We start from the raw sequence: 26,572 nt of genomic DNA, 5'->3' as shown, positions 1-26,572 counted from the left end.
AATCAACCAAGGTTTCCTATCTCGTGTCTCTTCCGGCCCTGACCCCGCCGCTCGCCCGAGCTTTGGCCGAGCGGAACTATGATTCACTGACCCCCGTCCAGCTCGCGGTGCTCGCCCACGAAGCCACCGGCCGCGACCTTCTGGTCTCGGCCCAGACCGGCTCCGGCAAGACGGTCGCCTATGGATTGGCGATCGCCAAAAATCTCCTCGATGACGCCGAGCAGTTCGCACCCGCGGCCGCACCGCTCGCGCTGATCGTGGCGCCGACCCGTGAGCTCGCGCTTCAGGTCCAGCGCGAGCTGGCCTGGCTCTACGGTCATGCCGGCGGACGCGTCGTCTCCTGCGTCGGCGGCATGGATCCGCGGCGTGAGCAGCGCGAGCTCGCCGCCGGCGCGCACATCGTGGTCGGCACGCCCGGCCGTCTCTGCGATCATTTGCGCCGCGGCCGCCTCGACATCTCCGAACTCGCCGCGGTCGTGCTCGACGAGGCCGACGAGATGCTCAATCTCGGCTTTCGCGAGGACATGGAGTTCATCCTCGAAACCACGCCGGAGACGCGCCGGACGCTGCTGTTCTCGGCGACCTTTCCGCGCGGCATCGTTGCGCTGGCGCGGCAATATCAGCGCGACGCCTTTCGGATCGAGGTCGCCGGCGACGAAGGCGGCCACGCCGACATCGATTACCGCGCGATCCGGATCGCGCCCGGCGATGTCGAGCACGCGGTCGTCAACGTTCTGCGTTTCTTCGAGGCGCCGAGCGCGCTGGTGTTTTGCAGCACGCGCGATGCCGTGAGGCACTTGCAGGCGGCGCTGCTGGAGCGCGGCTTCGCCGTGGTCGCGCTGTCGGGCGAACTGACGCAGAACGAGCGCACGCTGGCGCTGCAGTCGCTGCGGGACGGACGCGCGCGCGTCTGCGTGGCGACCGACGTTGCCGCCCGCGGCATCGACTTGCCGAGCCTCGACCTCGTCATCCATGCCGACCTGCCCAACGACGCCGAGGTCATGCAGCATCGCTCGGGCCGCACCGGGCGCGCCGGGCGCAAGGGGACCAGCGTGCTCTTGGTGCCGCCGGCACGGCGGCGGCGCGCCGAGCTGCTGCTCAATCTCTCCGGCATCGATGCAGCCTGGGGCACCGCGCCGCAGGCGGAGGAGATCCGCAAGCTCGATCACGAGCGCATGAAGGACGTGCTGTTCACCGAGGAGACAACCGCCGACGATCTCGCGCTGGCTCAGGCGCTGCTCGCCGAGCGGTCGGCTGAGGATATCGCAGCTGCACTGGCGCGGCTCTATCGCGCGCGGCTGCCGTCGCCCGAGGACATCATCGATCCCGGCGAGCGAACAGGCCGGCCGGATCGCGGGCGCGACAGATTTGAAGGCGGCGAGGATCGCGCCAAGCCGCGATCGAAGTCCGGCAAATCGTCGTCGAAGCACGGCATGGCGGAGGCCAGCGTCTGGTTCCGTGCCGCGATCGGGCGGCGCAAGAATGCAGAGGCGCGCTGGCTGCTGCCGATGATCTGCCGCCGCGGCGGCATCGACAAGCGCGACATCGGCGCGATCAAGATCATGGACACCACCACCGAGTTCGAGATCTCCGAGCGGGTCGCGGACGCCTTCGCCGCGAAGATCAAGCGTCCGGACAAGGAGGACAGCATCCGCATCGAGCCGATGGCGGATGCGCCGGCGCGGCAGGCGCCGTCGGAGGAGCGATCACACGCGCCGCGGCGAGAGAGGGAGGACGGTGATCACCGCGAACGTCAAGGCGATCGCCCGCGCGATGCACGTGAGTTCAAGCCGCGCGGCAAAGCGCTCGGCGAGCGCGGGCCGCAATTCGACGCTGCGCCTTCGTTCGGAAAGAAAAAGAAGCACAAGAACAAGCCGGGGCACGCAGAGCCGTCAGTCACGCCGTGGCCCATGAAGGGCGCGCCGGGCAAGAAGGCGAGGAAGAAGCGCCGCGGCTGATCGGACACCGTTCGGCGTGAATGATGCCGCCGGATCGTGCCGGCGACATCATCTGAAAAGTTGGTGAGAGCTCAACGGCCGCCGCCGCCACCGCCACCACCCCCGCCGCCACCACCTCCGCCGCCGGCATCACGCAGCGAGGTGTTGTAACGCGGATCGGTCTGCCGCATGTAGATGGGGGAGATGTCGTTGGTGATGCGAACCACGCGGCGTCCGCCCTGCTGCGGCGCTTCAACGAAGCCCGTGCAGCCTTCGAAGAAGGCGGTATCGCAGCCATAAGTCCGGTACTGCGCGGCGTTGGCGCTGGTCGCGCTGAATGCGGCCGTTGCAGCGAAAGCAATCAAAGCAACTTTCGACAATGTGAGTTTCATGGACATTCTCCAGTCTCGGTTCGGCGAGACCGGAACGGTCCGCACAGCCTTTCGACGGGAGCTGATCGAAGCCGGTTCGAGCGAGGCGCTTCACGCCCGCGTGAGCCGGGCCGGAGGGGAGAGGCGTTACGTCGCAGCGAGGTCGCGCAGCATGTAGGTCGCGGCTTCGCCGTAGGATGTGAGCTTGATGCGCAATTGCTCATCTGCGGCGACGGGGTGAAAGCCGAGCCGTTCCCATAGCGGACGCGTGGCATAGACCGAGACCAGCGCGAGCGTCGTGAGGCCTGAGGCGCGTGCCAGCGCTTCGATCGTCGTGACGTAGTCGCGCGCAGCGCCGCCGCGAAAGTCGGGCAGCACGGCGACATCGTGCACGTAGAGACAGTCCGCACCGTCAGGCAATGTTTGCAGGAAGCCGTCAAGCGGCGGAATGTGGTGCTGCGTCCAGGGATGCGCGAGTCCGTAGCCGACGATCGCATCGCCGGCGATCAGCACGCGGCAGCCGTCGGGATAGAGCCGCATCTTCTCGGCGAGCACCTCGGGGCGTTCGGGCAGATCAGGATGGATGCGCGCTGCGATCGTGCTGATCGCGGGCAGATCCGATGCACGTGCGGGACGCCAATGCGGCTTGCTCATCTCGGTCCGTCGTTCCATCTCGATCATCCCAATTTATTCCTCCGCGACGATGCGCGCAGCGAAAAATATCCTTGCAGCGCTCTCAGGAATAGGTGGCGTCGCGTGGCGTCCTACTCATGCAAGCCAATTGCATGACAGGAGACATCATGACGACACCATCGATCCGCTTCGCGCTCGCGCTCGCAGCTTCGCTCGCAATCATCCCCGCGGCCTTCGCTGCGCCGCCGACCAAGACCGGCAAGACCGACAAGGGCACCGTGCTCACCGACGCCAAGGGCATGACGCTCTACACCTTCGACAAGGATATGGACGGCAAGTCGGCCTGCAATGGTCCCTGTGCGACCAACTGGCCGGTGCTGAAGGCCGAGGCCAGCGATGCTGCCGGCAACGGCTATACTATCATCACGCGCGACGACGGCTCGAAGCAGTGGGCCTACAAGGGCAAGCCGCTCTACACCTTCGCCAAGGACACAAAGCCCGGCGACGTCACCGGCGACGGCTTTCTGAACGGTGCCTGGCATCTGGCGATGCCCTGACCAATCGCGCGCTGCGTCGCTTTTTGCGAGAGCGCCGGGCCGCGTGCGGCCCGGTTATCTCGGATATTCGAGCTGCATCGCCACGAAATCGGCTGTACGCGGCCCGTAGCGCGCGTCGATGGCGCGCAACGCGTGGTCCAGCGCCTGCACCGGCGGCAATCCGGTTGCGGCCGGCGGGGTCTGCGCCGCCGGCCAGTCGGCCGCGATCCTGTCGGGCAGGATGCCGAGGCCGCTGCGGCTCGTCTGCGCCTGCTCCGCGGCGGCGAAGGTGAGGGCGCGGGAGCGATAGGTCCGCGACCACGCATCGGCGATCAACGCGAGCGACACCTCGTCGATGCCTGGTGTCAGCGCGATCCCGAGCTGCTCTCGGCGCCAGAATGCGAGCGTGTTTGCGATCGCCGTCAGCGCGAAAGGACGCGTGAACTGGAACGCGTCACTGCGGTGGCGTGCATCCCATGCCGCAAGACCGATCTCGCTGGCGACCGCTTCGGCCCTGGCGCGGCCGGCGATGGCCTCGATCAGGGTGAGCGCCATCGGCATGGATGCCGTGATGCCGGTCGTCGTCGCGACGCCGCGGTCGACCACGAGCCTGCGGTCGGCCGCATAGCGGATCGCGGAATGCTTCTTCAGATCGCCCACGGAATACCAGTGCGTCGTGGCTCGCTTGCCGTCGAGCAGCCCGGTATTGGCAACGACCATGGCGCCGACGCAGACGGCGATGACAGTTGCGCCCTTGCCGGCCTGGCTCCGGATCCACTGCAAGGCGGCCGCGTCGTCTTCCGGCGTCATTGCCGGCACGATGACATAGTCGGCGCCGTCGGGATGGGCGGCGTCGAACGCGGCGATGGTCGCGTGCGGCTGCACCTTCAGCGCGGGATAGAGGGTCACGGGACCCGGCTGCGTTGCCAGCGTCACGACGTCGGCGACATCGGCGCGCGCGAGGATGCCGTAGGGCATCAGATAATCGGTCGTCTCGCTCTTGTCGTTGATGCCGATGATGGCGATGAGGGGACGCCTTCGCTTCGGCGGTTTCAATGCGGCGAGCGTCGCCTCGGACTCCTCGCTCGATATGGCGGGTGCGGCTCCCCGTGCCGGCGCGCCGGGCAGCAGCAACAACCAGGTTCCGCCGATCGCCGCGAGCGCCGCCAGGCCTCCGAGGGCGCTCCATGCCAGAATGCGCCAGATCATGATTTCACCCGATCGCGGTTGCCTCATACGGCGCGGAAGCTATCGGCTGGCGACGGCATCGGGAATGACGCAAATCCGGCAAAAAAGGTCATGCCGCAAGCGCGATCGTTTACTTCATGACGGGAATTGCTGCGCTAATCTCAAGTTGGCGCATGCGATCGCAACAACTTCAAAGATGCAGGACGCGGTCTGCGCCGTCTTCGTCGCACGAAGTGAATAAATTCACGCGGAGAGTCTGAAAGCGAACCGAACCTGCGACTTTCGTCTGGCATAGTTGGCTTCGTAAAGGGGGGCGGGGGCGGTTATCCGCAGCAATCCACCGCATTGAAAATCGGAGTACTGGTGTCCCGGTGCGGCATGCACCGCGACCCCATCGGGGAGTCTTCAATCCATTATCTAGTTTCGCTTGAAAGGATGAAAGCCCGTGAATGATGCCAATGTGAAAGTCGAAACGAATGCCACGCCGCAAGACGTGGGGGCCAACGGAAGCGCAAAGCTCCGGTTCGACGTACCCTTCTTCAACATGCAGACGATCTTCGGCGGTCTCGCCGATCAGGGCGCCACGCGGGCCCAGGCCAACTTTGCCAAGATGAGGGCGACGTCGGAGGAGATCACCGCAGCCGTCTGCGATGCCTGTTCGACCAACGCCAAGCGAGCCTCCGACTACGGCATCAAGCTGATCGAAATTTCCCATATCAATACTAGCTCCACGCTGGATTTCATTTCCCAGCTCGTCGATGCGAGGTCGTTTGCCGATCTCGTAAACCTCTCCACGGCCCACAGCCGCAAGACCTTGGAAGCAACGTCGGCACAGAACCGCGAACTCTGGGACCTCGCCCAGAAGGTCGCGACCGAAACGGCCGAGCCGATCAAGCAGAGCTTCAACCGGGTCCTGCGTAGGGCTGCTTGAATCGAAGCGGTTGGCCGCGCGGATCGGCTGGACGAGCGTCTTCGCAAGAAGAGACGCCGTCCAGCCGATTGCGGCCCCCTCATTGCCGAGGTGATGCCAAGCTGGAGGAAATCAGGATGGGTATGGTGATGATCAAGTGCCCGGAAACGGGAGATGCCATTCCGACGGGCATCGAGATGGATCGTGAAAGGTTTCGGTGCAGTGCGGTGTTTTTTTCGCGCACCTATTGCCGGATATGCGCCGCGACGCACGAATGGTTCGCCAGAGAGGCTTGGGTCTACGAGTCGGTCTCGGCGAAGGGCGGGTCTGGGGGGAGGCAGCCAATCCGCGCCGGCGCGGCGTGAAGGACCCTTGGCGCATCCTGCAAGACGATCCGATCGATCCTGCGGCTCATCACCTTGTAGCACTCACAGGCGATGACCTCGAGCCGGCGCCTGTCGATCTCGAGCTGGCCGCGCCGGTTGGATTTGATTGCCCGTGATGTGCGCAACGCGCTCACCACATGCGTGACCGTGGTGCGCCGGACGCCGAGCAATTCCGACAGCGTCTCCTGTGTCAGGGGCAGGATGTCACCACCATCCGTCCGGTCGTGGATGTGCAGCAGCCAGCGGGCGAGGCGCGCTTCGACGGAATGCAACGCATTGCAGGCCGCGACGTGCTGGACCTGCGTCAGCATCGCCCTGGTGAGAAGCTGTACCGAACTTGCGATGGCGGGACTGCGTTCGAGCGCGACGTGAAATCGCGCGGGCGAGATCTGCAGCGCCGTCCCGGCAACGCGGACGATTGCGGTCATGGGTGATCGGGTCGGGCCGAACGCGGTCATGATCCCGATGCCGCCGTCGTTGCCGATCACGGCGGTTGCTGCCGTCTGTCCGTTCGGCAGCTCCATGATGAGGGCGATCGCGCCGCTGCAGGGAAACCAGAGATGCTCGATCTTGTCGCCTGATCGCACCAGGACCTGGTCGTGCTCGAGTGGCACTTTTCGCAAATGAGGGGCAAGCAAAGCGAAATCGGCCGGCGGTAGCGCAGCTAACAATCGATTACCAACTCTGGTCGCGTGCTCCATCACGGGAATCGTCCCTCGACGGAGGCCCGGCAGACGCATCTTCACCAACCGAGCCGCGTTGTTGCTTGCCACGGCAATGGCCAAACGCATCCTCAAAGCTAAGGTTCCCGTGATGGATTGGCAAGCTCGCGGTCGCGTCTGCGCGATCAGACTTTCCAGGATCGGCCGCGGACTGTGCGAAGCTACGCGTCAGACGCGAAGGCTGCTCCTAGCGCAGCCCCTCATACACCATCAGCCCGCGGGCGATCTGCAATTTGCGGATGGCGCGCGGCAGCAATTTCTCGGGCTGGTGCAGATAGCGCCAGGAGGTGAGGGTGAAGGGGCCGAGCGCGCCGCATTCGTCGTCGAACGGCGCGAGCACGCCGGTGACGCTCACCGGCGTGTGCGGACGGGCGTTGAACGGCAGCAGCAAGAGCTCGAGATGGGCCTTGCTGCCGTCCTCGCGCGCGGCGGTGACGCCGGCGATCGCGCCCAGCGTCTCGTCGGCGACGACGGTCGTGATCTCCTCGATCTCGCCGCGGCTGGCCTCGCCAAACAGCGCCGAAAAGCTCGCGTCCTTGAGGTCCGCTCCCGCCAGCGCGCAGACCCGCGTGCCGGCGACGCGGAAGGGGAAGCCGAGCTTGGGCTCGCAGGACAGCACGAAGATGTCGCCGAGCAGACCGCGGACGGCGGCCGGATCGATGTTGGCCCGGTCAGGGGCCCGCGCAGCGCCGCGCTTCTTGTCCCAATACGCGAAGAATGCGCGGCTCGACGGATGTTTCATGACTGAACGCTTACCCCGGGGCGCCACCTCGCGGGACAGTCCTGTCCCGCTTCAGTGCACCCGCGATCCCTTTCGTTGTTGTGCAGGAGGGGATTTGCAGCGTCCATGCCGGAGCGGCGTTTTCGCCGCTCTTCAGCCGGCCTTTGCGGCGTTAACGTTAAGTTAACTATGCACTTTGCGCCGCCTGCTCGCCTGCTATGGTGATCGCGGTCGCAAGCCTCGCCGCTTTCATCCAGGTTCTCGGCGAGGCCTGTACACAGGCGTCAAACAGTTTGGCCACGGGCCGGGGAGGGGTGGGGATACACCTTCATTCCCCCGGTATCGGAAGGTCGACACGGACAGGCAGGGCTTTCCTAGGGCCCTGCCTTTTCCTTTTGTGCACTTGCGCAAGGCCGGCAAAGGCGACTATCTCCAAGCGTAACGCTCCGATCGCGCCCGAAAGCGAAGCTGCCTTGGATTCCCCGCCAAATTCTCCGCAAGACTCTCAGCCGGCCGTACCGAACGCCGCTGGGGAAGCTTCGCGTGAGCCGATCCTGACGCTGCCGGTGGCGCTGACCGCCTATATCGTTCTGCTCGCGGTGATCCATCTGCGGGTGCTGCTGCCGCCGGAGCTTGAGAACTGGACCATCGACGTCTTCGGCTTCATCCCCAAGCGCTACGATGCCTCGCTGCTGAACCTGCAAATTCCGGGCGGCGCTGGCGCCAAGGTCTGGACCTTCGTCACCTATTCGCTGCTGCACGCCAATTTGACCCATCTCGGCTTCAACGTGCTGTGGCTGCTGCCGTTTGGCAGCGCGCTGGCGCGGCGCTTCGGCGCGGTCAGGTTCTTCGTGTTCATGGCGGTGACGGCGGCGGCCGGCGCGCTCGCCCACCTCGTCACCCATGAGCATGCGGTGGCGCCGATGATCGGCGCCTCGGCCTCGGTGTCCGGCGCGATGGCCGCCGCCATCCGCTTCGCCTTCGTCCGTGGCAGCTTCCTGTCGTTCAGCCGATCGGACGCCGATACCGCCGCGAAGGTTCCGGCGCTGCCGCTGTCGCGCGCGCTGCGCGACGGGCGGGTGCTCGGCTTCCTCGCGGTGTGGTTCGGCGTGAACATCATCTTTGGCGTCGGCGCGATCGGCGTCGATGCCGAAACCACGAGCGTCGCCTGGCAGGCGCATATCGGCGGCTTCTTCGCCGGCCTGCTCTTGTTCACGCTGTTCGATCCCGTGCCGCGCGTGCGAAGCGATGCTGCGGATGCGTCATCACAGGACGTTTCAGACCGTATTTGAAGCAGCGCTTGCGGCGCGGCCCGAATTCATCCATCATTTGCGCGAAGAATGTTCCGAAGCGACAAGCCCATAGCGGCAACGCTTCGACAAGCGCGCGAGCGTGAAACCCGCGCCAAAACTGTTAGTTGAAGACTCGCGAACAAGTCCGGACCGCGCAAAGCGGAGGGCTCCGATTCAGGGAGGCAGCAATGACGGTACGTTCCATTCTCAACACCAAGGGCCACCAGATCATGAGCGTCGAGCCCGACGCCAAGCTGTCGGCCGCGATCAAGCTGCTCGGCGAGAAGAAGATCGGCGCAGTGCTGGTGATGAACCAGAGCCGACTCGAGGGCATCCTGTCGGAACGCGACATCGTCCGCGTGCTCGGCGATCGCGGCGCCGCCGTGCTGGAGGCGCCGGTCTCGGAGGTCATGACCCGCAAGGTCGTGACCTGCAAGGAGACCGACACCGTCGCCGAGCTCATGGAGATGATGACGACAGGCAAGTTCCGCCATCTGCCCGTGATCGACAACGGCAAGGTGGTCGGCCTGATCTCGATCGGCGACATCGTCAAGCGGCGCGTCCAGGAATACGAGAACGAGCAGGAAGCCCTGCGCGACTACATCAAGACGGCCTGATCTGGACTCGAAGGACCGCGTTGGCGCAAAGCGCGTCGCGGTCTTCCGGAAAGATCATGCTCAACAACAAGATGAAGCGCGATGAGGATTTGGCCTCGTCGCGCCTTACTCGCCCGCTTTGGGTGCGTTGCCCGCGGGCGCCGGCGCCAGCACCTCGATCGCCTCCTGGATCGACTCCAGCGCGCGCTCGGTGGCGCGCGTGCCGTGCGCGATCAGATCTTCGGCGCGATGGAAGTCGAACCAGCCGAACTGACCGACCCGCGGCGTGATCAGCATGTCCGGCGGATCGCCGGCGAGGCGCGCGCGGGTGATGCGGTCCTGCATGATGTTGAAGGCGTCAACCATCACCGAGGAGATGCCCGGCCGTCCGCCGCCGCCGAAGAACTCCCGCTTCATGGTCTTCTCGGGCGAGAAGAAGCGCGGGAAGCGCCGCTTGGCGGCCGGCTCCTCGGCAACGGGCGCGATCGGCTCCGGCATCGCGCCGTGCGCATAGATCGTCGTGGAATGGGTGAAGATGTCGCTGGAAAGATTTGCAGCGATGACGACTTCGGCGCCGAGCGCGCGGGCGGCCGAGACCGGCACCGGATTGACCAGCGCGCCGTCGACCAGCCAGCGGTCGCCGATCAGCACGGGCGAGAAGATGCCGGGTAGCGCATAGGAGGCGCGCATCGCATCGACCACGCGGCCGCGCGTCAGCCAGATCTCGTGGCCGGTTCGGACCTCGGTCGCGACGGTCGCGAACTTGATCGGCAGGTCCTCGATCAGGGTCTGGCCGATCGCCTCCTCGAGCCGGGTCGCCAGCTTCTCGCCGCCGATCAGGCCGGAGCCGTTGAGGCGGATGTCGAGATAGCCGAGGATGGTGCGCACCCCTTGCAGGCTGCGCCCCCAATCTTCCAGCGTGTCGAGCTGGCCGGCCGCATAGGCACCGCCGACGACGGCGCCGATCGAGGTGCCGACCACGACATCAGGCACGATGCCGTTGGCGATAAGGGTTCTCAGGATTCCGATATGGGCAAAGCCGCGCGCCGCGCCGCCGCCGAGAGCAAGGCCGACAACTGGCCGGCGGATGCTACCGAGGCCGACCTTCTCGCCATTGGAGCCGTTCGCGCCGCGGCCCTTCAAGATCTCAAGCACCGAAACTCTCCTACCCGGGCCAGCCCCCACAACCAGAGTAGGCGCCGTATATCCGCTCCGCCAGAACGAGGGCCAAGCATGGTTTATACCGTTCGGGAAGCAGGGGGCAGGAGTGTGGCGAGGGCCGGCTGCCTTTGGTCTAATCACGCAGGCGTCAGCCCGGTTCCAAAGTCCGTATTTCCCAGGCGTTCCAAGGCTTGAATTTGCCGCGTTTTCGGTGAAAAGCAGGTGACATGACACGCGGGGGTGACGGCATCATCGGATGGCGGCGCAGCGGCAGGCTGCTGCCGGCGCTGATCCTTGCCGCGTTCGTCGTCACTTCAAGCCAAAACGCCGCGCAGGCGCAGCTTTTCTCCGATCGTCCGCCCCCGGTGCCGCCCGCGTCGGTCCCCGACCCCGGTAACGCCATCCAGCTGGCGCCGTCCGGACAGGGCGCCGGCCCCCCGAGCCTGCCGCCGACCCTGACCCAGCCGGTGACGCCCAGCATGCCACCGCCCGCGGTCGCAACCGTGCCGCCGGCCGCGCCGCTCAACGCGGCCGTGCCCGGCCAGGGCGTGCTGTCGCTGACCGCAAAATACGGCAAGGACTCGGCCGCGATCACCAGCGGCCTGGTCTGGCGGGTGTTTGCCGACCGTCCCGACGAGAACGGCACCTTCAAACTGATCAAGGAAGATCGCAACGCCACGCCTAACATCGTGCTGCCGCCCGGCAACTACGTCGTGCACGTCGCCTTCGGCCTCGTCAGCGCGGTGCGCACCGTCAGCCTGAAGGCCGAGACCGACCGCGAATCCTTCGTGCTGCCCGCCGGGGGCCTGCGCATCGAGGGCCGCGTCGGCACCAGCCGCATTCCGCAGAACCAGATCTCGTTCGCGATCTACAAGGGCAGCCAGTTCGAATCCGGCGAGCGCGCCTCGCTGGTGCCGAACGTCGCCGCCGGCGACGTCGTGCTGCTGCCGGAGGGCACCTACTACATCATCTCCAATTATGGCGACGCCAATTCGGTGGTGCGCTCGGACATCCGCGTCCAGGCCGGCAAGCTCACCGACGTCACCATCACCCACCGCGCCGCCGTCATCACGCTGAAGCTCGTCAGCGACCGGGGCGGCGAGGCGCTCGCCAACACCGCCTGGTCGGTGCTGACCCCCGGCGGCGACGTCATCAAGGAATCGATCGGCGCCTTCCCCCGCGTCGTGCTCTCCGAGGGCGAATACCGCGCCATCGCCAAGAACGAGGGCAAGGTCTACGAGCGCGGCTTCAACGTCGTGAACGGCGTCGACGGCGAAGTCGAAGTCGTGGCGCGCTGAGGCGCTTTTGCGGCGATGCCGCATGGTCCGTATGCGATCTGCCGTTGGGCTTCGGATCCGGCACAATATTTCTCACTTGGCGCATCAATGCTCTATCTCCCGTTACCTTTCTGCGCTTGTGTGCACAAGTGAGCAGAAGCAGATCGTAGCCGCTTGCTTGTGTTCGGCGCTGAATATTGCTGTCAGCGCTACCAAGCTGCGGTTCGGGGGTTAAGAAAACACCACTGCCAAAGGCTTATTCCAGACGTGTCGCGACTTCGTTACGGCCAGCGCAAGTGCCGGTGGAAGATGCGTATTTCCGATAATCAAACTTATTCTCTTTCCATCCTGCTGCGTGATATGTCGGGCATCCGTCCAATGGGGGAGGCCGGCGCAGGTTGATGAACCTGCAGGACCGGCAGGAGCAGGGGACCAAGCCCGTCGGCATGTTCGAAGTGATCCTCACCAGGCGCAAACGGTTCGGTTGGCGGTGGCAGGTGTGCGACCAGTCCGGCAAGATATTTGCCGACGGGTTCGACCGCACCCGGCCGGCCGCCAAATATCATGGTGAGCGCGCATTGTTCTTCCTGCTGTCGCAGGCTCATTTGCGCAACCGCTCCGCGGCCTCGAGCGAGGATTAGCGGCGCAGGCCGCGAACTCGATCTCAGATATCCACGACTAGCTTGCCCTTCGTCGCGTGATCCCTGATCAGTGCATAGGCCTCGTCAACGCTCTCCAGCGTGAAATGCCTGGGATCGACCAGCGGCACGAGCTTGCCGGCCTCAACCAGGCGCGTCGCCTCCGCCATGATCGCTCCGTGATGCGCGCGGCCTTCGCCTGACAGCAGCGGGAGCAACGTGAACACGCCGGAATAGGTGGCGGCGCGGAACGACAGCGGCGCCAGCGCATGCGTGCCCCAGCCGAGCGCGCTCACGACATGACCGAAACGGCGCACGGCTTCGAAGGAGGCATCGAGCACCTTGCCGCCGACAGTGTCGTAGACGATGTCGAACCCGCCGCCGCCGGTGTGCTTCGCGACGTAGACGTCGACAGCGGTGCTGCGGTCGATGAAGACCGCGCCAAAGCCTTCGATGGTGGCGCGCTGCGACGCCGAGCCCGTCGCGTACACGTCTGCTCCGAACGCACGCGCGATCTGGATCGCGACATGGCCGACACCGCCTGCGCCGCCATGGACCAACACCTTCTGGCCGGCCTTCAGCGCCGCGCGGTCGATCAGGCCTTCCCACGCCGTGATGAAGATCAGGGGCAGGGCGGCCGCTTCGCGCATGCTCAGATTGGCCGGCTTCAATGCCAGCAAGTCTGCATCGACGGCGGCGAATTCGGCCAGCGAGCCCTGCACGCCGCCGACGCCTCCGGTCATGCCATAGACTTCGTCGCCCGGCTTGAACCGCGAGACCTCGCGCCCGGTCTGTTCGACCACGCCGGCGAGATCGAGTCCGAGGATCGCCGGGACAGGATGGCGCGCATGTGCGGCTGCGCCGGAATGGATCTTGGTGTCGAGCGGATTGACCCCGCTCGCGTGCACCCGCACCAGCACCTCGCGCGAGCCGATGGCGGGCGTGGAGATCGTTGAGAGGCGTAAGGGCGCGTTGTGGGTCTCCAGCACGGCCGCGCGCATCGTCGAAGGTCTCGTCATGATCGTCTTGCTCCGTTGTCGACCTTCAATAGGCCCATGAATCTTTGCATGGAAAGCAACAAGGATGTACGATGATCGTGCGTTTTTGTATGATGGGTTCTTGGATGGACTGGAGCGATCTGCGCATCTTCCTGGCGATTGCACGTGAAGGCACGCTAGGTGCTGCCGCGCGAAAGATCGGCCAGACCCAGCCGACGATGGGCCGGCGGCTGCGCGCGCTCGAAACGGCGTTGGGGCAGGTGCTGTTTCAGCGCACCGCGGACGGTTTCGTGCTGACCGACGAAGGCACGGCCGTGCTGCGCCATGCCGAGCGGATCGAGGAAGAGGCGCTCGCGCTCGAGCGGCACGCTTCCGGCGCGGAGACGCAGCTCGACGGCATGCTGCGCCTGTCGTCGTCGGACTGGTTCGGCACGGTGATGCTGTCGCCGGTGATCGCTGCCTTTGGCAAGCGCCACCCGAAGGTGATCGTCGAGCTTCTGACCGATGCGCGTCTCTACAGCCTGCCGCGGCGCGAGGCCGATCTCGTCTTCCGCATCAAGCCGTTCAGCGAGCCCGAGGTGATCTCGCGAAAGCTGCTGCACATTCCCTACGCGCTCTACGGCAGGAAGGGCAGCAAGCCGCCGCACGCGAGCGACGGCAGTGGTGTCCGCGTCGTGACCATGAATACCGAATTCGCCGATATGCCCGATGCCGTCTGGCTGAAGCGCACACTGCCGAAGGCGGAAGTCGCCGCGCGCAGCAACAACAGGCAGGCGCAGGCCGAGCTCTGCGCCGGCGGTAGCGGGCTCGCGGTGCTGCCGCGCCCGCTCGGCGACCGCGATCGAAGGCTCGTCGCGTTCGATATCGGCGTGAGCCCGCCCGGCCGCGACACCTATGTCGGCTATCACCGCGACTTGCGGCGGCTGGCCCGCCTGCGCGCGCTGCTGGATGTGGTGATTGAGCGGCTGGCATGACGGTCCGTAGGTGGGAAAGGCGCGCACTTTGCGCGCCATGCCCACCATTTCTCAGCGATCACATCTGGCAATGGTGGGCACGCTTCGCTTTGCCCACCCTACGAGCTGTCGATCCACACTCCGTCATTGCAAGCACCGCATTTCAAACGCCCGTCATAGTCTCTAACACCCACTAACCAACACCTGACTTAAAACTGTCATAATCACTAAATCGGAACCCGCATCTGCGTCCTTTTTACACGCCATTAAGCGCCGCTGCATTGGATGCGCGGGGAATGTGCGTTGGGGACTACAATGACTGCCGCGAAGAAAGCGTCGGGGAAACCGGCCGCCGAAATGTTTGACGACATCCCGGTGCTTCAACGCAAATGGCGTGCCGCGTTGAAGCCGGGGGACCGGCTGCCGCGCTACGAGGACGTGATGCTGGGCAGCCTGGGACGGCTCGCCGACCACATTGCGCTGCTGAGGAATGACGGCGCGCTCGAGCTGTCGCGCAGCGGACGTTACGTGCAGAAATGGCTCGGCGAGGAGCGCTGGGACATCCCGGTCGCCGAACTGTCGCCCGATTGCGCCACGGCGCTGTCGGAAGCGGTGGCGAGTGCGCTCGCGAACGGCCGGCCTCACCAGGCGAGCGCGCATTGCGTGCGCGACGGCATGGTCCGGACCTACGACGTGCTCGCGCTGCCGACCGCCTCGCGCTGGGGCGCGACCCTGATCGGCGCCTATGTCAACGAACGCGGCGCGCAATACAATCTCCTCGACGCGATCTTCTCCTCGACCGACGATGCGGTGGTTTCGCTGGCGACGCTGCGCGATGCCGAAGGCAAGCCGTTCGATCTCCAGGTCGTGCACCACAACAAGAGCGCGGGCGCGCTGCTGAAGCTCGCGACCGGAAGCCTGTTGTGGCGGCGGATCGGCGAAGGCAGCACGCTGCTGGCCGCCCCCGAGATCATGGAATTCCTGCTCAAGGCCGTCTCGGGCGGCCGCGGCGAGCAGCTCGAGATCGAGAACGAGGGGCGATACCTCCGCCTCAGCGCCACCGCCTTTGCCGACGTGGTCTCGCTGACGATCTCCGACGTCACCGCCTTGAAGCGGCGCGACGCCTCGTTCCGCCTGCTGTTCGACAACAACCCGATGCCTATGTGGGTGTTCGACGCCGAGACCAAGCAGTTCCTTGGCGTCAACGACGCCGCGGTCCAGCATTACGGCTACAGCCGCGCCACCTTCCTGCGCATGAAGCTGCACGAGATCTGGCCGCAGGACGAATGGGAGAGCCATGCCGAGGCGCTCGAACGCGTCGGCGACACTTATCACTCCTCGCGCAACTGGCGACATCTGCGCGCCGACGGCAGCGAGATCGAGGTGCTTACGTTCGGCCGTCTCGTCACCTTCGACGACCGCGACGGCTATCTCGTCGCAGTGGTCGACATCACCGAGCGGCGCAAGGCCGAGGCGCGGATCGCCCACATGGCGCACCATGACGGGCTCACCGATCTGCCGAACCGCGAATATTTCCAGGAGCGCCTGAAGCAGGCGCTCGACCAGGCCGGCGGCAAGCGCGTCGGCGTGCTCTATATCGATCTCGACCTGTTCAAGAACATCAACGACTCCTTCGGCCATCCGTCGGGCGACCGCCTGCTCAAAGAGGTTGCCGAGCGGCTCACCACCGCCGTCCGCGGCGGCAATCTTGCGGCCCGGCTCGGCGGCGACGAGTTCGCGGTGATCCTGGCCGCCGACGTCTCGCCGAACGAGGCCAGCGCCTGCGCGACCTTGCTGATCGACATGCTGCGCGCACCCTATGAGATCGACGGCCAGGAGATGGTGATCGGCGCCAGCATCGGCATCGCGCTGTCGCCGGGCGACGGGACGACGTCGGAAGAATTGATGCGCAACGCCGACATGGCGCTGTACCGGGCGAAGTCCGACGGTGGCGGCGTGCACCATTTCTTCGAGCGCGAGATGGATCTCCAGGCGCAGAAGCGCCGCGACATGGAGGTCGATCTGCGCCGCGCATTCGCCAATGGCGAGTTCGAGCTGCACTACCAGCCGCTGGTGTCGATCGCTTCCGACCGCATCTCAGGCTTCGAGTCGCTGCTGCGCTGGCGTCATCCCGACAAGGGCATGATCTCGCCGGCGGAGTTCATCCCCGTTGCCGAAGACATCGGCCTCATCACCCAGCTCGGCGAGTGGGTGCTGCGCGAAGCCTGCGCCGAAGCCGTGAAATGGCCGAGCGACGTCAAGGTCGCCGTCAATCTCTCGCCGGCGCAGTTTCGCAGCCGCAATCTGGTTCAGGTCGTGATCTCGGCGCTGGCGCAGTCCGGCCTGTCACCCAAGCGGCTCGAGCTCGAGATCACCGAATCGATCTTCCTCGCTGAGACCGACGCCAATCTCGCGATCCTGCATCAGCTGCGCGAGCTCGGCGTCGGCATCTCCATGGATGATTTCGGCACCGGCTATTCCAGCCTCAGCTATCTCCGCAGCTTCCCGTTCGACAAGATCAAGATCGACCGCTCCTTCGTCAAGGATCTGGCGCAGCGGCCCGATTGTGGCGCGATCGTGCGCGCGATCTCGGGCCTTGGCCGCAGCCTCAACATCACGACGACCGCGGAAGGCGTCGAGACCGAGGATCAGCTCGACTGGCTCCGTGCGGAGGGCTGCAACGAGGTGCAGGGCTTCCTGTTCAGCGCGGCGCGGCCTGCCGCGGAGATCGCAAAGCTGCTCGCAGATTTCGGCCAGCGCGCCTCACGGGCGGCGTAGCCCCTCCGGATAGCAGTCGTAGACCAGCGCCTTGAACGCGGGCGTGATGCGGCTGCGCTCGTTCTGGGTCTGCTGCATCATGAGGTAGACCATGTCGAGCTTGGGATCGACGCCGAAATAGGTGCCGCTGCCTGAGTCCCATTTCAATTCGCCGAGCGAGCCCGGCGGCGGCGGCTTCGCATTGCCGGGATCGGTGCGCACGGCAAGGCCGTAGCCATAGCCGAAACCATCGCCCGGAAAATAGAAATAGTCGCGGCCGACGCCGGAGCCGGGCCCGACATGATCGGTCGTCATCGCCTTGAAAGCCGCAGGGCTTAAGTAACGCTTGCCCTCGAACTCGCCGCCGTTGAGCAGCATCTGCGAAAAGCGCTGATAATCGGTGATGGTCGATAGCAGCCCGCCGCCGCCGGACTGCCATTCGGGATGGTCGAGACGGTCGCGCTCGCCGGCGAGCAGGATGAAATCGTTCGGCAGTGGTCGCGCCATCCTCGCCAATTCACCTTCCGTCGCCAGCGCGAATTTGGTGCTGTTCATGCCGAGCGGATCGAGGATGCGCTGTTTCAAAAATTCGTACAGCGTCTGGCCCGAGATGATCTCGATGACGGCGCCGAGCACGTCGGTGGAATGGCCGTAGCGCCACAGCGTGCCCGGCTGGCGCGCCAGCGGCAGCCTGGCGATGCGGTCGGCGAATTCCCTGTTGTTGAATTGACCCTCGAAGATGTTGGCGGCCTTGTAGGCCTGCTCGACCCATTTGCCGCCGATATAGTCGTAGCTGATCCCGGAGGTGTGCCGCAGCAGATCCTCGATGTTGACGGGGCGGACCGGCGGCACCAGATCGAGCTTCAGCTTGCCGTCCGGCTCGGTGACCTCGATGCCCACCTTGGTGTCGGCAAAGAGGGGGACGTATTTCGAGACGGGGTCGGTGAGGGCGAGCTTGCCCTCGTCGATCAGCATCATGGCGCCGAGGCACGTGATCGGCTTGGTCATGGAGTGGATGGCGAAGATCGTGTCCGGCGTCATCGCAAGGCCGGTCCTGGTGTCGCGCACGCCGAACGTCTTGAGATACACCGGCTTGCCGTGCTGCTGCACCAGGATCACGGCGCCCGGCAGCCGGCCGCTCGTGACCTCGTTGTCGAAATACGCGGTGATGCGGTCGAGCCCCTCGGGCGAGGGAGCGGGGATGTCAGCGGCGCGGCCTCGCGCCATCGTGCCGGCCAGCAGCGCGGCCCCGACCAGAAATTCACGGCGTTTCATCCGGGCCTCCTCCCTCGCGGAAGGGATCAAAGCCGCAAGATGTCGAAGCCGTCAACAAGCCTTCGATTAAAATCGCGTCACGATTTCCGAAAGGAACGGTCGCGGGCGGTCCTCGCTCGGCCTGGTCGGCTTGCCGATATGGATGAAGCCGGCGAGCTTCTCGTCCGGCTTGAGGCCGAGTCCGTCGAGCACGTCGCGGTCGAACGAGAACCAGCCGGTCAGCCAGCAGGCGCCGTAGCCGAGCGCGGTCGCGGCCGTGACGATGTTCATGGCGCTCGCGCCCGCCGATAATTCCTGCTCGAACGCCGGCACCTTGGGATGCGGCCTTGTGAAGCTGACGATGCCGATCACCAGCGGGGCGTCCATCAGGCGATTGCGCTCGGTCTCGACGTCAGCCGCCGGCGCGCCGGGATTCTTCCGCGCAAAGACCTTGGCAATCACCTCGCCGGCGCGCTGGCGCGCGTCGCCCTCGAAGACGATGAAGCGCCAGGGCGCGAGCTTGCCATGATCAGGCACCCGCGCGCCGATGGTGAGGATCGTCTCGAGCTCGGCCGCGGAGGGACCCGGGCCGGTCATCTCGCGCGGCTTGACCGAGCGGCGGGTCTTCAGGAGTTCAATGGCATCGGGCACAGCGGGTTTCCTCATCGGCTGGTCGTCTTCGGGCGTGCAATCCCCAGATAGGGATGCACGCCCGCAACCGAAAGCGAGTTTAGATCGATTTCAGGGATCAGACGGCGCCGCGGGCCCGCCTGACATCCGGCGGGGTCGCCTCGTCGACCAGCGCGGCGATGGCCTCCTCAGTGGTCATCACCTTCTGGCCGTCGCTGCCGAGCCGGCGGACCGAAACCGAATGCGTCTCGGCCTCCTTCTTGCCGACCACGAGCAATGCCGGAATCTTGGCCAGCGAGTGCTCGCGGACCTTGTAGTTGATCTTCTCGTTGCGCAGGTCGAGCTCGACCCGCAGCCCGGCGCGCCGCGCCTGTTCCAGCACCTGCTTGGCGTATTCGTCGCCTTCCGAGGTGATGGTCGTGACCACCGCCTGCACCGGCGAGAGCCAGAGCGGGAAGTTGCCGGCAAAGTGCTCGATCAGGATGCCGATATAGCGTTCCATCGAGCCGCAGATCGCGCGGTGCACCATCACCGGCGGCTTCTTGCTGCCGTCATGGTCGATGTAGAACGCGCCGAACCGCTCCGGCAGGTTGAAGTCGACCTGCGTGGTGCCGCACTGCCAGTCGCGGCCGATGGCGTCGCGCAGCACATATTCAAACTTCGGCCCGTAGAAGGCACCTTCGCCCGGATTGATCTCGGTTTTGATGTGGTTGTTCTGCGTCTGGATTTCGCGCAGCACTGTCGCCATCACGCGCTCGGCGTGATCCCACATCGCATCGGTGCCGACGCGCTTTTCCGGCCGCGTCGACAGCTTCACCGTCAAATCGCCGGTAAAGCCGAAGTCGGCGTAAGTCGACAGGATGAGATCGTTGATCTTCAGACACTCGTCCGCAAGCTGGTCCTCGGTGCAGAAGATGTGTGCGTCGTCCTGGGTGAAGCCGCGCACGCGCATCAAGCCGTGCATGGCGCCGGACGGCTCATAGCGATGCACCACGCCGAACTCGGCGAGGCGCAGCGGCAGGTCGCGGTAGCTCTTCAGGCCGTGCTTGAAGATCTGCACGTGGCCGGGGCAGTTCATCGGCTTCAGCGCAAACCAGCGCTTGTCCTCGGCCTCGTCGCCGGCCGATTGCGCCGCGAACATGTTCTCGCGGTACCAGCCCCAATGGCCCGAGGTCTCCCACAGCACCTTGTCGAGGATCTGCGGTGCGTTGACCTCGTTGTAGTCGCCGGAGAGGCGGCGGCGCATATAGGCGATCAGCTGCTGGAAGATGGTCCAGCCCTTCGGATGCCAGAACACCACGCCCGGACCTTCCTCCTGGAAATGGAAGAGGTCGAGCTCGCGCCCGAGCTTGCGATGGTCGCGCTTCTCGGCTTCCTCGATCTGCTTGAGATAGGCGTCGAGGTCCTCCTGCTTGGCGAAGGCCGTGCCGTAGATGCGGGTCAGCATCGGATTGTTGCTGTCGCCGCGCCAATAGGCGCCGGCCACCTTCATCAGCTTGAAGGCGTTGCCGACCTTGCCGGTCGAGGTCATATGCGGGCCGCGGCACAGATCGAACCAGTCGCCCTGGTAGTAGATCTTGATCGGCTCGTTGCCGGGAATGGCGTCGACCAGTTCGACCTTGAAGGCCTCGCCCTTGTCGCGGAACACCTGCTTGGTCTTCTCGCGGTCCCAGACCTCCTTGGTGAAGGGTTTGTCGCGCGCGATGATCTCGCGCATCTTCTTCTCGATCGCGGCGAAGTCTTCCGGCGTGAACGGCTCGTTGCGGAAGAAGTCGTAATAGAAGCCGTTCTCGATCACGGGGCCGATGGTGACCTGGGTGCCGGGCCACAGCGTCTGCACGGCCTCTGCCAGCACGTGGGCGCAGTCGTGGCGGATCAATTCGAGCGCACGCGGATCGTCGCGGTTGATCAGCTCGATCTTGGCGTCGGCCTCGATGGGATCGTCGAGGTCGGCGACGACGCCGTCGAGCGCCATCGCCACCGTGCGCTTGGCCAGCGACGGCGAGATGCCCTTGGCGATCTCGAGCCCGGTGATGCTCTTGTCATATTGGCGCTGGGCGCCGTCGGGGAAGGTGAGGGTGACTTTGGCGGCGGGGGTCACGGGCTTCAGATTGGAGAGGCTGTACTGGAAGCCAGACTCGGATTTGGGCTGGTCGGACATTGCTTTTCTCCTGAGGCTCACTCCTGCGAACGAGCGCAGGTAAGCGGGAACGAGCGATATATCAGGCGATTCGGCCTGCGCAATCCGGCAATTCCAAGAAAGTGGCGCGCAAAAGCGGGGCCTTGCACCAACTATTTGGCTCAGCGCCCTTTAACTCGTCACAAGCCGCCGCTACATGCGTTTGCATGGAAAATGCCCCCGCCGCCCGGCGCTTTGCGCCGACCGCCCTGATGCTCGGCAATCTCGTCACCGGCTGCTCGGTGCTGGCGCCTGCGGGCATGCTGCCGGAATTGGCGAGCGGGCTCGACGTCACCATCCATGCGGCCGGGCTACTGATCACATTCGGCGCGATCACGCTGTGCATCGGCTCGCCGCTGACGGCGTGGCTGACCAGCCGGATCGAGCGGCGGACGCTGCTCACCACGACGCTCGCCGTGCTCGCCTTTGGCAATCTCGCCTCGGCCTTTGCGCCGGACTACACCAGCCTTCTGGTGATCCGTCTCGTCATGCTCGCGATCGGCGCGCTCTACACGCCGCAGGCAGCCGGCACCGCGGCGATGATCGTGCCGGTGAAGCGGCGTGGCAGCACCATCGCCTATATCTTTCTCGGCTGGTCGCTCGCGGCCGCCGTCGGCCTGCCGCTGATCACCTTCATCGCGAGCCGCTATGGCTGGCGTGCGGCCTATGGCGAGATCGGCGTGCTCGGCTGCGTCAGCTTCGTGCTGTTGCTGATGCGCCTGCCGGGCGGCTTGAAGGGCGTGCCCGTCGACCTGAAGACCTGGGTTGCGGTCGGCCGCAGCAAGGCGATCCTGCTTCTGCTTGCGATCACCATGCTGCAAATGTCCGGGCAGTTCGTGGTGTTCACCTTCATGGGGCCGCTGCTGAAGAAGCTGACCGGGGCAAGCCCCGATGCGATCGGCATGGTGTTCGCCGTCTATGGCGTCTGTGGTTTCCTCGGCGTCGTGATTGCAACCCGCATCGTCGATACCTGGGGACCGTTCCGAACCTCGCTGCTGTTCACCTGCCTGCTGCTTGCGGGGATAACCGGCTGGGCGCTCGGTGCGGGTAGCCTCGTGCTGATGGCGGTCGCGGTGGCGGTCTGGGGTCTCGGCTTCGCCTCGACCAATTCGATGCAGCAGGTCCGCCTGGTCGCGGCCGCGCCGCCGCTGGCATCGGCGACCGTCGCGCTCAACACCTCTGTTCTCTATATCGGCCAGGCGGTCGGCTCCGCCACCGGCGGGCTGCTGTTCGCCCGCGAGCTATTGCACACACTCGGCTTCGTCGCGGTCGGTTTCGTCGTGCTGGCGCTGATCCTGGTGGTCCTGACCCGGCCGGCGGCGGCCGCCACCGCCTGAATTCCAGCGTTTTCCTGTGCGCAAGGTGCTTGGCAAACCGCGCGCCGGAGCGCTAGAAGGCCGGTCATGGGGACCAAAGAGAGTTGACTGAGATGAGGATGATTCTGGCGGTTGCCGCGGTGCTCTATTCAGCCTCCGCGTTTGCGCAGACCGACAAGCCACCCATGGTGGGGGATAAGCCGCTGGTGCAGGTCAAGCCCAAAGGGACCAAGACGGCGGCCGCCACGGCCGCGCCGGCGCCGAAGGGCAAGCCGCAATCGGTCGCGGCGCGGCTCCAGGCCTGCCTCGACATCGACGACGGCACCAAGGACCGCCTCAACTGCTACGACGCGGTGATCCCGCCGGCGCCGAAGCCAAAGCCGGCGAAGGCCAAGGGCTACGCCGATTGCCGTTTCTTCAAGGAAGAGGACGAGCGGCTGGCCTGCTTCAACGGTTTTGCCGAGAGCATTCCGAAGCTGCCCAAGAACTAAGTCCGCAAGCTGGACGGCTAATCGCTGATGCGGCTCAAGACGGCCCTGAAGGCAACGCCCGGCACTTGCAGCGCGGTGCCTTCGAACTCCGCCGTGTTGCCGTCTTCGCGGCCGGCGAGCGTCAGGGTGATCCGGTCGATGCCGAACAGCGGCCTGAAGGCCGGGTCGTCGTTGTGGCGCTGGGTCGCGATCTTGAACCTTGATGCTGTCGCCTTCGCCCGTATAGGTGCCGATGAAGGCGAAGGCGGAATTGCCGCCGCGCATCTTGCCATCCACCACATAGACGACGCCGCAGCCGGTTCCGTGAACGGTGTGGAAGTCGACCTTGTACAATCCCTGACGCACGGCTCGTCCCCACAAGAGTCCAATCGCAGCTCGGCCGGCAAATTATGGTCGTCGCCAGCGGAAGCAATCCGGTGACCCCCGGGAATTGTCGGCCGTCAACATCACATTTTGATCAGGCTTGAGACAATTGCAGGCAGCGCAGCCAAATGCCGGCTGGCGCAATATCTCCACCTTTCTCAATTTGACGCGTTTTGTTGACGCGAACCGGTATCGACTTCGCTCGAAAACGCTGCCCTAGCGGCTCGGTGCCGGATTGGTGGAGGCCACCCGCGTGAGCGAGAGCGCCGGCGTCGCCGACATCTTCACCAGCACGTCCTTGAGCGGATCGCGCGTCCAGGCGCGCGTCACATAGTCACGATGTGTGATGCCTTCGCCGGTCTCCACGAACACCACGCTGCCGGGACGCAAGGGGCCATCCATGTCTTCGGAGACGCTGATGCCCTTCTGCCTGAGCATGCTCATCAGCTCGCGGTCGCGTCGTGCGGTGTAGTGCGTGTAGGAGCTGACGAAGAAGCCGGAGCGGTGGCTCTCGATCCATGAGGCGAACTTGTCCATTTCGCCATAGACGGCGTCGAGCAGCACGACGCCACGGACGCGGTCGCTGATGCCGCCGACCTCGAGGCTCCAGGCCGTCGGCAGGAAACCGCCGCTATAGCCGACGATCACGATCGGCATGTTGGCAAAGGCGCGCGCGCTGTTGGGATCGCCGGTGAGGCGGGCGAGGTGGTTCGCCGATTCCTCCATGAAGCGCTTAAAGCCGCCGGCCTGCCAGAACTTGCCGGCACTGGAATCGGCGGCATCGACCGCCATCTGCGGAGCAAGGAGGATCGCGTTGGCGCCGGAATCGGTGATCTGCTGCGGCACCAGCTGCCTGTTGCGCACGTCGCGCTCCAACGTTGCGCCATTTCCGTGGAAGAACACCACGATCACGCCCGGCTTGTGCACGTCGAAATGCTCGGGCACGTGCACCAGCACGCGGCTGTCGCTGTAGGTCTCGTCCTGCCAGTAGACGCGCCCCGAATAGCTGCGGTGGCCGCGGCGGTCGCCCTTGGAGATGTTGAGGAACGGCGCATCGGAGGCGGGATTGTTGCCGAAATAGGGGAACGCCGACGATTTCATGCTGACAAGCGTCGTCAGGTCGTCACGTGCGGGGCGCTTGAACGGGACCTGAGGCTCGAGCGAGGCGACCTTGTAGGGAGCTTGCTCCGGCTGTTGCTGCACCGCGCGCTTTGGCGAGAAGTCCGACATCTGCCGTTGCAGAAAACTCTCGCTCGCCGACGGGAAGCGCTCCGTGAACTGCGGGGCAGGGAAGCGATCCTCGAAGCTGTCGCCGCTCGCAACCTGCCGGTTGGAGGCCTGTGGATTGGTCTTGGCGACGACCTGATTGGCTTGGACGTTGGTTTGGACGTTGGCCTGCGAGTTCGCCGCGAGCGCTGCCGGATTGGACGCCTTGCCGCATTGAACCAGCGCGAGCGCGAGGGGCACCAAGGCTGAGACCAGACCGATCCGGAGCGCACGGCCGTGCCGACCGGAATTCGTCCGATCGGCACGCGTGTCAGCTCTCACGTTCGGAACGGCCCCGACCATCCACCCATGACCCCAAGGCACTTCAAGTCAATCGGCAAGCTTGAGACAATTGAGCCGACCGGCGTTTAGGTAACGTTAAGCGTCCGGAGAAACTTCCCCACATCCGGAACGCTCAAAAGGACCATGCAATCGTGTCCTGATTGTGGGGGAGGAAAACGGGATTTCCCGGTGTTTGGGCGGATTTATTGCCCAAGACCATGCATGAAAGGTGTTAATTTACCTATTGCGTTCGCCTCATTTAACCCTTGTTAACCCTGCTTGAATTGACTGGACCAATCTGCACGATGCCTCCGAGGAGGCGCGACGCCTGAGGTTTAAGGACCCCGATGACGGCATCAGATGCGGGTACTGCGCCTTGGACTGGCCGGCTGACCGGACGCGGGTCGGGGGTCTCCGCTCTGGTCGCAACCGCCATCGTCGTTGCCGACATGATCGGGGTCGGCGTGTTCACCAGCCTCGGCTTCCAGGTCAAGGACATCCCGTCCGGCTTCTCGATCCTGCTGCTGTGGACAGTCGGCGGCGTCGTCGCGTTGTGCGGCGTATTCTCCTACAGCGAGCTCGGGGCGATGTTTCCGCGCTCGAGCGGCGAGTACAATTTCCTCGGCCGCGCCTATCATCCCGCCTTCGGCTTTCTCGCCGGCTGGGTCTCGGCGACGGTGGGCTTTGCGGCGCCCGTCGCGCTCGCGGCGATGGCGTTCGGCGAATACGCCAAATCGGTCATCCCCGATCTGCAGCCGATCCCGCTCGCCATCGGCGTGGTGTGGCTGGTCTCGCTCGTGCAGCTGACCGGCGTCAGGCACTCCTCGACCTTCCAGCTGATCTCGACCATTTTGAAGGTCGTGCTGATCGTCGCCTTCCTCGTTGCCGGCTTCATCATCGGCGTGCCGCAGCCGATTGCCTTCACGCCGCAGCCGGGCGATCTCGTGCATATCGTCAGCGCTCCCTTCGCGATCGGGCTCGTGTTCGTGATGTACTCGTTCTCGGGCTGGAACGCCGCGACCTACATCATCGGCGAGATGAACACGCCGCAGCAGAGCCTGCCGCGCGCGCTGCTCGCGGGCACGCTGATCGTGCTGGTGCTGTATGTCGCGCTCAACGCCGTATTCCTCTACTCAACGCCCGTCAGCGCGCTCGCCGGCCAGCTCGACGTCGCCAGCGTCGCCGGCACAGCGATCTTCGGCAGCCTCGGCGGCCGCATCGTCGGTGCCATGATCTGCGTCGGCCTGATCTCCTCGATCAGCGCGATGATGTGGATCGGCCCGCGCGTGATGATGACGATGGGGGAGGACATTCCGGCGCTGCGCGTGTTCTCGAAGCGGTCGGTCAGCGGCGCGCCGGCCTATGCCATCCTGTTTCAGCTCGCGGTGGCCAACCTGCTGCTGTTCACGCGCAGCTTCGAGGCTGTCCTCGACTTCATCCAGTTCGCGCTGTTGTTCTGCTCGTTCTTCACGGTTGCCGGCGTCATCAAGCTGCGCATCACCAATCCCGAGCTGCCGCGGCCCTATCGCACCTGGGGATACCCGTTCACGCCGCTCGTTTTCCTGCTCGTGACCGCCTTCATGATGTACTACCTGTTGACCGAGCGGCCTATTCAGTCGCTCGCCGGGATGCTCGTCATGGTCTCGGGCTTGTTGATTTATGCTATTTTCCGCAGGCGGCCGGTCGCCGCTGGCACGTCACACAATCGCGAATAG

The 26,572-nt window shown here is 65.1% G+C and carries 24 protein-coding genes; 12 read left to right on the top strand and 12 right to left on the bottom strand.

The genetic code is table 11. The features are described 5' to 3' along the window. Positions 1 to 23 precede the first annotated feature (23 nt). Positions 24 to 1,958, top strand: a complete 1,935-nt coding sequence (locus WN72_RS30260) for a DEAD/DEAH box helicase (protein WP_092213668.1) — start codon at positions 24 to 26, stop codon at positions 1,956 to 1,958. Positions 1,959 to 2,029: 71 nt separating this feature from the next. Here the strand turns inward: WN72_RS30260 and WN72_RS30255 are convergent, their stop codons facing one another. Then, a complete protein-coding gene (locus WN72_RS30255; protein WP_027560063.1) occupies positions 2,030 to 2,329 on the bottom strand; it encodes a hypothetical protein in 300 nt (99 codons plus the stop codon). Positions 2,330 to 2,455: 126 nt separating this feature from the next. After that, a complete protein-coding gene (locus WN72_RS30250) occupies positions 2,456 to 2,962 on the bottom strand; it encodes a GNAT family N-acetyltransferase (RefSeq protein WP_092213828.1) in 507 nt (168 codons plus the stop codon). Between the two features lie 146 nt (positions 2,963 to 3,108). Here WN72_RS30250 and WN72_RS30245 point away from each other — a divergent pair, with 146 nt between their 5' ends. Further along, complete coding sequence (locus tag WN72_RS30245; RefSeq protein ID WP_092213670.1) at positions 3,109 to 3,498, top strand: COG4315 family predicted lipoprotein; 390 nt, start codon at positions 3,109 to 3,111, stop codon at positions 3,496 to 3,498. Positions 3,499 to 3,552: 54 nt separating this feature from the next. Here WN72_RS30245 and WN72_RS30240 read toward each other — a convergent pair whose 3' ends face one another. Further along, positions 3,553 to 4,686 carry a DJ-1/PfpI family protein gene (locus tag WN72_RS30240; RefSeq protein ID WP_027560060.1) on the bottom strand — a complete coding sequence of 378 codons (1,134 nt, stop codon included), beginning with the start codon at positions 4,684 to 4,686 and terminating at the stop codon, positions 3,553 to 3,555. A 424-nt stretch (positions 4,687 to 5,110) separates the two neighbouring features. On the opposite strand from WN72_RS30240, the gene WN72_RS30235 reads away from it, so the two are divergent. Continuing rightward, positions 5,111 to 5,596 carry a phasin gene (locus tag WN72_RS30235; protein ID WP_092213674.1) on the top strand — a complete coding sequence of 162 codons (486 nt, stop codon included), beginning with the start codon at positions 5,111 to 5,113 and terminating at the stop codon, positions 5,594 to 5,596. Between the two features lie 277 nt (positions 5,597 to 5,873). Here WN72_RS30235 and WN72_RS30230 read toward each other — a convergent pair whose 3' ends face one another. After that, positions 5,874 to 6,701, bottom strand: coding sequence for a Crp/Fnr family transcriptional regulator (locus tag WN72_RS30230; RefSeq protein ID WP_027560058.1), 828 nt, complete (start codon positions 6,699 to 6,701; stop codon positions 5,874 to 5,876). 169 nt (positions 6,702 to 6,870) lie between these two features. Next, the gene (locus WN72_RS30225) at positions 6,871 to 7,425 is read right to left on the bottom strand and encodes a PAS domain-containing protein (protein WP_092213676.1); all 555 of its coding nucleotides are present in this window, start codon (positions 7,423 to 7,425) and stop codon (positions 6,871 to 6,873) included. 452 nt (positions 7,426 to 7,877) lie between these two features. Between WN72_RS30225 and WN72_RS30220 the strand changes: the two genes are divergently transcribed. Next, on the top strand, positions 7,878 to 8,696 hold the full coding sequence (locus tag WN72_RS30220; protein WP_027560056.1) for a rhomboid family intramembrane serine protease: 819 nt from the start codon (positions 7,878 to 7,880) through the stop codon (positions 8,694 to 8,696). 188 nt (positions 8,697 to 8,884) lie between these two features. Beyond that, positions 8,885 to 9,313, top strand: coding sequence for a CBS domain-containing protein (locus tag WN72_RS30215; RefSeq protein WP_027560055.1), 429 nt, complete (start codon positions 8,885 to 8,887; stop codon positions 9,311 to 9,313). A gap of 105 nt (positions 9,314 to 9,418) precedes the next feature. Here WN72_RS30215 and WN72_RS30210 read toward each other — a convergent pair whose 3' ends face one another. Beyond that, positions 9,419 to 10,447 carry a patatin-like phospholipase family protein gene (locus tag WN72_RS30210; protein ID WP_167380673.1) on the bottom strand — a complete coding sequence of 343 codons (1,029 nt, stop codon included), beginning with the start codon at positions 10,445 to 10,447 and terminating at the stop codon, positions 9,419 to 9,421. Between the two features lie 233 nt (positions 10,448 to 10,680). On the opposite strand from WN72_RS30210, the gene WN72_RS30205 reads away from it, so the two are divergent. Next, positions 10,681 to 11,751, top strand: coding sequence for a hypothetical protein (locus WN72_RS30205; RefSeq protein WP_092213680.1), 1,071 nt, complete (start codon positions 10,681 to 10,683; stop codon positions 11,749 to 11,751). A gap of 380 nt (positions 11,752 to 12,131) precedes the next feature. After that, positions 12,132 to 12,371 (top strand): hypothetical protein, encoded by a 240-nt coding sequence (locus WN72_RS30200; RefSeq protein WP_231164077.1) that lies wholly within the window; start codon positions 12,132 to 12,134, stop codon positions 12,369 to 12,371. Between the two features lie 23 nt (positions 12,372 to 12,394). Here the strand turns inward: WN72_RS30200 and WN72_RS30195 are convergent, their stop codons facing one another. Next, on the bottom strand, positions 12,395 to 13,387 hold the full coding sequence (locus WN72_RS30195) for a zinc-dependent alcohol dehydrogenase family protein (RefSeq protein WP_244553684.1): 993 nt from the start codon (positions 13,385 to 13,387) through the stop codon (positions 12,395 to 12,397). A 104-nt stretch (positions 13,388 to 13,491) separates the two neighbouring features. On the opposite strand from WN72_RS30195, the gene WN72_RS30190 reads away from it, so the two are divergent. Both WN72_RS30190 and WN72_RS30185 read left to right on the top strand, forming a co-directional pair. Further along, positions 13,492 to 14,340, top strand: coding sequence for a LysR family transcriptional regulator (locus WN72_RS30190; RefSeq protein ID WP_092213684.1), 849 nt, complete (start codon positions 13,492 to 13,494; stop codon positions 14,338 to 14,340). Between the two features lie 294 nt (positions 14,341 to 14,634). Beyond that, positions 14,635 to 17,097, top strand: coding sequence for a putative bifunctional diguanylate cyclase/phosphodiesterase (locus WN72_RS30185; protein ID WP_092213686.1), 2,463 nt, complete (start codon positions 14,635 to 14,637; stop codon positions 17,095 to 17,097). Here the strand turns inward: WN72_RS30185 and WN72_RS30180 are convergent. From WN72_RS30180 to thrS, 3 genes are all read right to left on the bottom strand, one after another. Then, positions 17,083 to 18,351 carry a serine hydrolase domain-containing protein gene (locus WN72_RS30180; protein WP_092213688.1) on the bottom strand — a complete coding sequence of 423 codons (1,269 nt, stop codon included), beginning with the start codon at positions 18,349 to 18,351 and terminating at the stop codon, positions 17,083 to 17,085. The two genes, WN72_RS30185 and WN72_RS30180, sit on opposite strands and share 15 nt — an antisense overlap. A gap of 66 nt (positions 18,352 to 18,417) precedes the next feature. Then, positions 18,418 to 18,981, bottom strand: coding sequence for a nitroreductase family protein (locus tag WN72_RS30175; RefSeq protein WP_027560048.1), 564 nt, complete (start codon positions 18,979 to 18,981; stop codon positions 18,418 to 18,420). Positions 18,982 to 19,078: 97 nt separating this feature from the next. Next, positions 19,079 to 21,121 carry a threonine--tRNA ligase gene (gene thrS, locus WN72_RS30170; protein WP_167380674.1) on the bottom strand — a complete coding sequence of 681 codons (2,043 nt, stop codon included), beginning with the start codon at positions 21,119 to 21,121 and terminating at the stop codon, positions 19,079 to 19,081. A 185-nt stretch (positions 21,122 to 21,306) separates the two neighbouring features. Between thrS and WN72_RS30165 the strand changes: the two genes are divergently transcribed. After that, complete coding sequence (locus WN72_RS30165; protein WP_027560046.1) at positions 21,307 to 22,476, top strand: MFS transporter; 1,170 nt, start codon at positions 21,307 to 21,309, stop codon at positions 22,474 to 22,476. Between the two features lie 92 nt (positions 22,477 to 22,568). After that, positions 22,569 to 22,946 carry a hypothetical protein gene (locus tag WN72_RS30160; RefSeq protein WP_027560045.1) on the top strand — a complete coding sequence of 126 codons (378 nt, stop codon included), beginning with the start codon at positions 22,569 to 22,571 and terminating at the stop codon, positions 22,944 to 22,946. A 17-nt stretch (positions 22,947 to 22,963) separates the two neighbouring features. On the opposite strand, the gene WN72_RS30155 is transcribed toward WN72_RS30160, so the two are convergent. Both WN72_RS30155 and WN72_RS30150 read right to left on the bottom strand, forming a co-directional pair. Then, positions 22,964 to 23,227 (bottom strand): hypothetical protein, encoded by a 264-nt coding sequence (locus tag WN72_RS30155; protein WP_244553685.1) that lies wholly within the window; start codon positions 23,225 to 23,227, stop codon positions 22,964 to 22,966. Between the two features lie 298 nt (positions 23,228 to 23,525). Continuing rightward, positions 23,526 to 24,878, bottom strand: coding sequence for an alpha/beta hydrolase (locus WN72_RS30150; RefSeq protein WP_092213694.1), 1,353 nt, complete (start codon positions 24,876 to 24,878; stop codon positions 23,526 to 23,528). Between the two features lie 326 nt (positions 24,879 to 25,204). Between WN72_RS30150 and WN72_RS30145 the strand changes: the two genes are divergently transcribed. After that, positions 25,205 to 26,572, top strand: a complete 1,368-nt coding sequence (locus tag WN72_RS30145) for an APC family permease (protein ID WP_092213696.1) — start codon at positions 25,205 to 25,207, stop codon at positions 26,570 to 26,572.

The sequence above is a fragment of the Bradyrhizobium arachidis genome (genome assembly GCF_015291705.1).
Taxonomy (GTDB): Bacteria; Pseudomonadota; Alphaproteobacteria; order Rhizobiales; family Xanthobacteraceae; genus Bradyrhizobium; species Bradyrhizobium arachidis.
The sequence above is the reverse complement of the archived record's forward strand: the minus strand, read 5'-3'. Positions and strand labels throughout refer to the sequence as shown.